This is a genomic window from Streptomyces sp. NPDC047886 (assembly GCF_043204435.1).
In the GTDB taxonomy this organism is placed as follows: Bacteria; Actinomycetota; Actinomycetes; order Streptomycetales; family Streptomycetaceae; genus Streptomyces.
Map to the genome: position 1 here is coordinate 443915 of NZ_JBIDCF010000005.1, position 7318 is coordinate 451232.

6 protein-coding genes are annotated in these 7318 nt (G+C 74.5%); 4 read left to right on the forward strand and 2 right to left on the reverse strand.

Going from position 1 to position 7318, the window contains the following annotated elements; genetic code table 11:
- Positions 1-4: 4 nt before the first annotated feature.
- Complete coding sequence (gene hemG / locus ACGF5U_RS19950; RefSeq protein WP_392713669.1) at positions 5-1459, reverse strand: protoporphyrinogen oxidase; 1455 nt, start codon at positions 1457-1459, stop codon at positions 5-7.
- Positions 1460-1606: 147 nt separating this feature from the next.
- On the opposite strand from hemG, the gene ACGF5U_RS19955 reads away from it, so the two are divergent.
- Both ACGF5U_RS19955 and ACGF5U_RS19960 read left to right on the forward strand, forming a co-directional pair.
- Complete coding sequence (locus tag ACGF5U_RS19955; RefSeq protein ID WP_392713667.1) at positions 1607-2674, forward strand: DUF4349 domain-containing protein; 1068 nt, start codon at positions 1607-1609, stop codon at positions 2672-2674.
- Between the two features lie 90 nt (positions 2675-2764).
- Positions 2765-4198, forward strand: coding sequence for an FAD-dependent oxidoreductase (locus ACGF5U_RS19960; RefSeq protein WP_392713665.1), 1434 nt, complete (start codon positions 2765-2767; stop codon positions 4196-4198).
- 28 nt (positions 4199-4226) lie between these two features.
- Here the strand turns inward: ACGF5U_RS19960 and hemE are convergent, their stop codons facing one another.
- On the reverse strand, positions 4227-5291 hold the full coding sequence (gene hemE, locus ACGF5U_RS19965; protein ID WP_392713663.1) for a uroporphyrinogen decarboxylase: 1065 nt from the start codon (positions 5289-5291) through the stop codon (positions 4227-4229).
- Between the two features lie 92 nt (positions 5292-5383).
- Here hemE and ACGF5U_RS19970 point away from each other — a divergent pair, with 92 nt between their 5' ends.
- On the forward strand, positions 5384-6064 hold the full coding sequence (locus tag ACGF5U_RS19970; RefSeq protein WP_392713662.1) for a DUF3000 domain-containing protein: 681 nt from the start codon (positions 5384-5386) through the stop codon (positions 6062-6064).
- A 471-nt stretch (positions 6065-6535) separates the two neighbouring features.
- Positions 6536-7198, forward strand: coding sequence for a response regulator transcription factor (locus ACGF5U_RS19975; protein WP_031131797.1), 663 nt, complete (start codon positions 6536-6538; stop codon positions 7196-7198).
- Positions 7199-7318: the final 120 nt, after the last annotated feature.

A 7318-nucleotide genomic window follows, 5' to 3' on the forward strand; every position in this document is an offset into this window, starting at 1 on the left:
AGGGCTATTCTCGCTCGTCACTCAGGGTGCCCTGCGCCAGGGTCGGGGTGGTGAGGATCTCGTCGGCGGCGCGCCGGCCGCTCGCCACGCACGCGGGGATGCCGACCCCGTCGTACACGGCGCCGCAGACCCGCAGCGCGGGCAGCTTGGCGACGGCGTCGCGGATGCGGGCGACCCGGGCGAGGTGGCCGACCGGGTACTGGGGCAGGCCGCCGATCCACCGGGTCACCTCGGTCGCGACGGGCCGTGCGGTCAGCCCGGTGGCCGTCGCGAGGTCGGTGAGGGAGACGGACACGAGGTCGTCGTCCTCGCGCTGGAGGTGCTCCTCCTCGCCGTACCGGCCGACGGAGGTGCGCAGGACGAACAGGTCGGGTGCGCCGTCGGTGACCCACCGCCACTTCTGCGACGAGAACGTGGACGCCTTGATCGTGCGGCCGTCCACGGGCGGGACGAGGAAGCCGGACCCCGCCGGGAGCGCCGCTTCGGCGTCGGCGCGCCGGAACGCCAGCGTGACCAGCGCCATCGACGCGTACTCGACCTCGGTGAGTTCGGCGGCGGCGGCCGGCGACTCGGCGGCGAGGAGCGCCGACGACGACCACGCGGGCGTCGCGAGGATCACTCCGTCGGCGTGGATCAGCCGGTCGGCCGTGCGGACGTCCCAGCCGCCCGCCCGGCCGCCGCCGCGCCCGGGACGGCGGGTCAGGGCGTGGACGCGGGTGTCGAGGAGGATCTCGCCGCCGAGCGCGGCGATCGCGTCGGCGACGGCCTGCGGAAGCCGGCCGACACCGCCCTCGATCCCCATGAACGCCGGACCGGTCTGCGCCCCGGCGGCCTCCTGGACGGCCCGTACGGCCTCGCTCAGCGTGCCGTGCGCGCGGGCCTCGTCGAACAGCTTCGGTACGGCGGCGCGCATCGAGATCCGGTAGGCGTCACCCGCGTACACCCCGCCGAGGAGGGGTTCCACGAGCCGGTCGACGACCTCGCGGCCCATCCGCGCCGCGACGTAGGCGCCGATCGCGATGTCGTCGCCGAGGTCGGCGGGCGGCAGTTCCCGGTCCTGGCCGACGCGGCGCAGGCCCTCGTCGGACAGGAGGCCGCCGAGTACCCGGGCGTCGCCCGGCACGCCCATCACATGCCCCTTGGGCATGGGGCGGAGGGCGTCCCTGGTCCATACGGACGCGGTGGTGGTGGCCGGGGGTGTGAGCCGGTCGCCGAGCCCGACGGCACGGGCGAGGTCGACCGCCTCGGGCCGGCGGGCGAGCATCGACTCGGCGCCGAGGTCGACGGGGGCGCCCGCGATCTCGCCCGCGTGGAGTTTGCCGCCGAGCCGGCCGGTGGCCTCGAGCAGGGTCACGCGCCGGCCAGCCGTCAGCAGCCGGTGGGCGGCGGCGAGCCCGGAGATGCCGCCGCCGATGACGACGACATGGCCCGCAGGCCCCGTAGGTGTGTCCGCGTTCATGACTCCACTGTCTCAAACCCGTTTCGAGTCCCGACCGTGACCGGTTCGTGAACGCCGGGGGGAAACCGGTTCGCCCGCCCCGTACGTCGAACCGGCACCACGCTCCACCGTCATCATCACCACAGGCTCACTGGGGGGACCGGAACCTTGCGACAGACACCAGACTCACGGCGGATACGACCGCTGCGGCGTTCGCGGCGGACAGGTGCCGTCGTCCTGCTCGCCGCCGCGCTGGCACTGGCCGGGTGCGGCGCCTCCGACGAGCGGGCCGACGCCGGGGCGAAGGGCGCCTCCGCCGCCGACGCGGCCTCCCGGCCGGACGAGTCCGCCGCCCTGGACGGGAACTTCGAGGCGGACGGCAAGACCGGGACGGGCGGCTCCCCCGCGCAGCGGAAGCCCGCCGTGCCGCAGCAGCACATCATCCGTACCGCCGAACTGTCCGTGGAGGTGCCGGACGCGGCCAGGGCGCTGGCCAGGGCGCGGACCGTGGTGCGGGACGCGGGCGGGCACGTCGCCAACGAGTCCACTGAGCGGGTGGACGACGACCATGTGACGTCGCAGGTCGTGCTGCGCGTGCCGCAGGCCGCGTACGAGTCGGTCCTCAAGGATCTCGCGGGCTCCGGCAAGCTGCTGGCGCGGTCCGCCGACGCGAAGGACGTCACCGACCAGGTGGTGGACGTCGAGAGCAGGATCGCCACGCAGCGGGCGAGCGTCGAGCGGGTGCGCAAGCTGATGGACCAGGCGACGAAGCTGAGCGACGTGGTCACCCTGGAAGGGCAGTTGAGCAGCCGTCAGGCGGATCTGGAGTCGCTGCTGGCGCAGCAGGCGGCGCTGAAGGACCGTACGACGCTGGCCACGATCACCCTGCATCTGACCGAGCCGGAGGCGGGGACGGCCGAGGGCGACGACAGGCCCGGTTTCCTGGAGGCGCTGGGCGGCGGCTGGAGCGCGCTGGTCACGGTGGCGACCTGGGCGGTGATCGTCCTGGCGGCGGCCGCGCCGTGGCTGGCCGTGCTGCTCGTGGCGTACGCGCTGTGGCGGTGGCTGATCCGGCCGAGGCTGCGCGGGCGCGCGGAGCCGGTGGCGGTGGCCGCCCCGACGGCCGACGCGGCCGATCCGGCCGATCCGGAGCCGTCCACCCCGTCCACCCCATCGACCGAGACCGCCGAGAGCACCAAGGCCGCCGAGACCGCCGAGACCGCCGAGCGGGACTGAACGGACGGACAGGACCGGCCGGACCGACGGCCCCGGCCGGTCCACGGGAGTGACGGCGCCGAACGGCCTTCTGCCCGTAGCGTGTTCCGCATGGGACAGCAGGCACAGGAACGGCTGGTGGTCGTCGGTGGCGACGCGGCGGGCATGTCCGCCGCGTCGCAGGCCCGGCGGCTGAAGGGTCCGCGGGAGCTGGAGATCGTCGCGTTCGAGCGCGGCCACTTCACGTCCTTCTCGGCGTGCGGCATTCCGTACTGGGTGGGCGGTGACGTCGCCGAACGGGACCAACTCGTCGCGCGGACGCCCGAGGAGCACCGGGCGCGCGACATCGACCTGCGGATGCGGACCGAGGTGACCGGACTCGACCTGCCCGGACAGCGCGTACGCGCCCGGGAGCTGGAGTCGGGCAGGGAGTACTGGACGGGGTTCGACAAGCTGGTCCTGGCGACCGGCGCCCGGCCCCTGCGCCCCCCGCTGCCCGGCATCGACGCTCCGGGCGTGCACGGCGTGCAGACCCTGGACGACGGGCAGGCGCTGCTGGACACCCTGCAGGGGACGCCCGGCCGGCACGCGGTGGTCGTGGGCGCCGGCTACATCGGCGTGGAGATGGCCGAGGCGCTGCTCAACCGGGGCTACGAGGTCACCGTCCTGAACCGGGGCGAGCAGCCGATGGCCACCCTGGACCCGGACATGGGCCGGCTGGTGCACGAGGCCATGGACGGACTCGGCATCACCACGGTCGGCCGCGCCGAGGTCACCGAGATCCGCACGGGCGGTGCGGGTTCCTCCCCGCCCGAGCGGGGCCGGGAGCCCGGGGGAGGCCGCGTACGGGCGGTGGTGACCCGGGACGGCACGGAGTACCCGGCGGACGTCGTCGTGCTGGGCATGGGCGTCGTGCCCGAGACGGCACTGGCGCGGGCGGCGGGGCTGCCGCTCGGCGCGTACGGCGGGCTGCTCACCGATCTGTCGATGCGGGTGCGCGGCCAGGAGAACGTGTGGGCCGGCGGCGACTGCGTGGAGGTGCTGGACCTGGTGTCCGGCCGTGAGCGGCACATCGCGCTCGGCACGCACGCCAACAAGCACGGCCAGGTCATCGGGGCCAACGTGGGCGGCGGGTACGGCACGTTCCCGGGCGTCGTCGGTACGGCGGTGAGCAAGGTGTGCTCGCTGGAGATCGCCCGCACGGGCCTGCGCGAACGGGACGCGCGGGCGGTGGGGCTGCGGTACGTGACGGTGACGGTCGAGTCGACCAGCCGCGCGGGCTACTACCCGGGGGCGGCGCCGATGACGGTGAAGATGCTCGCCGAGCGGCGCACGGGCCGGCTCCTCGGGGTGCAGATCGTGGGCCGGGAGGGCGCGGCGAAACGGGTCGACATCGCCGCGGTGGCGCTGACGGCGGGCATGACCGTGGAGCAGCTCACGGCGCTGGACCTGGGGTACGCGCCGCCGTTCTCACCGGTCTGGGACCCGGTGCAGATCGCGGCCAGGAAGGCGGTCGCGGCGGTACGGCGGGCGGGCTCCGACTGAGGGCCGCGCCCGCCGCCCGCGCGGTTCCTCAGCGGGCCGTCCGGGTGTGGACGTACTCGACGAGGCGGGTCAGGGCGTCCGGGTCGGTGCTGGGCAGGACGCCGTGGCCGAGGTTGAAGACATGGCCCTCCAGCCCGGCGGCGGCGTCCAGCACCCGGCGGGTCTGGGTCTCGACGGCCTCGCGGGGGGCGAAGAGCACGGCGGGGTCCAGGTTGCCCTGGAGCGCCTTGCCGGGGCCGACGCGGCGGGCCGCCTCGTCGAGCGGGACGCGCCAGTCGGCACCGACCACGTCGGCGCCCGCCTCGCCCATGAGTCCGAGCAGCTCGCCCGTACCGACGCCGAAGTGGATGCGCGGCACGCCGTAGGAGGCGACCGCGTCGAAGACCTTCGCGGACGCGGGCATGACGGCCCGGCGGTAGTCGGCGGGAGCGAGGGCGCCGACCCACGAGTCGAAGAGCTGGACGGCGGAGGCGCCGGCCTCGATCTGGACCTTGAGGAACGCGGCCGTGATGTCGGCGAGCCGGTCCAGCAGGTCGGCCCACAGCTCGGGGTCGCCGTACATCAGGGCCTTGGTGTGCTCGTGGTTGCGGGACGGGCCGCCCTCCACGAGGTAGCTCGCGAGGGTGAAGGGCGCGCCCGCGAACCCGATGAGCGGCGTCGCGCCGAGCTCGCCGGTGAGCATGCCGATGGCCTCGGTGACGTACGTGACGTCGTCGGGCGTCAGGTCGCGCAGCCGCTCCAGGTCCTCGCGGCGGCGGATGGGCTCGGCGACGACGGGGCCGACGCCGGGCTTGATGTCGAGGTCGACGCCGATGGCCTTGAGGGGGACGACGATGTCGCTGAAGAAGATCGCGGCGTCCACCTTGTGGCGGCGCACCGGCTGCAGCGTGATCTCGGTGACCAGCTCGGGCCGCATGCACGATTCGAGCATCGGGATGCCCTCGCGGACCTTCAGGTACTCGGGGAGCGAGCGCCCGGCCTGCCGCATGAACCAGACCGGCGTGTGCGGCACCGGTTCGCGCCTGCACGCCTTGAGGAACGCGGAGTCGTACGTCTGTGTCTGCTGGGCCAGGGGCCGGTCGTTGGCACTCACGCCCAGAATCTTCGCACGTGCGGGCAACCGGCTCGCGCGGCGAGGGGTGTCCCTCCCTGCGCGAAGCCCTCCTTCCGCCTACTCTTCCCCGCATGGCTGCGGCTCAGGGACAGTTCTCCGATCACACCGACGGCACCGAAGGCACGAACAGCGGGGAGGGAAGTCCCGTCCCACCCCCGTTCCGGCTGGCGGTCGACGCGCTCAGGGCGGCGCGCCCCCGGCCGGAGGTCGAGGTGGAGCCGACGCGGCCGCCGCAGCGGCTCGCGCCGTACGCGTACGCGGTCGAGGCGGCCGTCGTGGCGGACGACGAGGACCTTGCGGACGGCCGTCTGGTACTGCTGCACGACCCGGCGGGCCACGACGCGTGGCAGGGCACGTTCCGGCTGGTGACCCTGGTGCGGGCGGAGCTGGAGCCGGAGATGGCGGCGGATCCGCTGCTGCCGGAGGTGTGCTGGTCGTGGCTGACGGGGGCGCTGGAGGCGCGCGGCCTGACGTACGGGGAGCCGAGCGGAACCGTCACGCGGGCCGGGTCGCACTACTTCGGGGGGCTGGCGGAGCGCCGTCCCGCGACCCAGATCGAGATCCGCGCGTCCTGGACGCCGCAGGAGGGCCGGGGCGGGGTGCCGGACACCGCGGCGCATCTGGCGGCGTGGTGCGATCTGCTGTGCCAGGTGGCGGGGCTACCCCCGTCGGGGCCGGCTTCACTGGAGGGTGGGGCGGGCGGGGCGGGCGTGGTGTCGCTCCCGCAACGCAGGGGGCCGCAGCACCGTTGAGCATCCCGAGCGCCCGCGCGTCCGCTCCGCACCTGCCCGCACCCCTCGCTCCGCTCCGCGCCTGCCCGCACCCCTCGCTCCGCTCCGCGCCTGCCCGCACCCCTCGCGTCCGCTCCGGACTCGTCCATCCCTCTCCCGTACGCCCGTACTCGCCCGCGTCCCTCATGCCACCCCGTACTCGCCCGTGCCTCTCACGCGCGTCCGTACGACTCGGGCGACCGGGGTCGCGGCCGGGTGCCAGGTGCGCGTGGGGTGCGCGTGACAGGGGTGAGCGCGCGCTCGGCGTGTTCACGGGCGCTCGTAGGATGATCGATCACGCGTCCGAATTGCCCCAATTGTTACTCACCAAATCGTGATCTTCCTCTAAAGGCGGACGGGATAGCTGCCGAAGAGGTCTGTGACCCTTCAAGCACGGTTCGCCCCGGCTTCTTCCCCGAGCCGGCTGTGTCCCGCACCTTCCCAGGAGGCCTGGTGTCCGTTCTCCTCGAGCAGCCCGCAAGCCTGGTCGCCTACCGCCCGAACAAGCCGACGGCCATGGTCGTCGTGGCCGACCCGCGCGTCCGCTCCACCGTGACCCGCCACCTGTGGGCGCTCGGAGTACGTGACGTCATCGAGGCGTCGTCCATCGCGGAGGCTCGTCCCCGAATCGGCAACCCGCGCGACATCTGCGTTGCCGACGTCCACCTGCCCGACGGTTCCGGGCTGACCCTGCTGTCCGAGACCCGAGCCGCGGGCTGGCCCAACGGCCTCGCCCTGTCCGCGGCCGACGACATCGGCGCCGTGCGCAACGCCCTCGCGGGCGGCGTCAAGGGCTATGTCGTCACCGGCACGCGCACCAACATCGGCCACCCGACCCGTCCCGGCGCCGCCCCCATCGGCGCCGCGGCGGCCCGACTGCACCGGCGTCCCCCCGGTGCGCCGAGCCACCCGGGCGGCTACCGCGAGCTCTCCGGCCGTGAGGTCGAGGTGCTCCGGCTCGTCGCCGAGGGCCAGTCCAACAAGGCCATCGGCGTGTCGATGGGCCTGTCGGCGCTGACCGTGAAGAGCCACCTCGCCCGCATCGCCCGCAAGCTGGGCACCGGCGACCGGGCCGGCATGGTGGCCGTCGCCCTGCGCACCGGCATCATCCACTGACGTCCACGAAGGCTCGGGGCCCGGGGGCGGGGCGGTGGCCGGGCGGGGGCCGGCCCGGGCCCACGCCCCAAGGCGGCTGGACCCCCCCCCCCCCGCCCCCCCCGCCACCCCAACGCCGAC

Coding starts and splice junctions, on each gene's coding strand:
- hemG (WP_392713669.1), bottom strand. CDS start 1,459: ATGAACGCGGACACACCTACGGGGCCTGCGGGCCATGTCGTCGTCATC.
- ACGF5U_RS19960 (WP_392713665.1), top strand. CDS start 2,765: ATGGGACAGCAGGCACAGGAACGGCTGGTGGTCGTCGGTGGCGACGCG.
- ACGF5U_RS19970 (WP_392713662.1), top strand. CDS start 5,384: ATGGCTGCGGCTCAGGGACAGTTCTCCGATCACACCGACGGCACCGAA.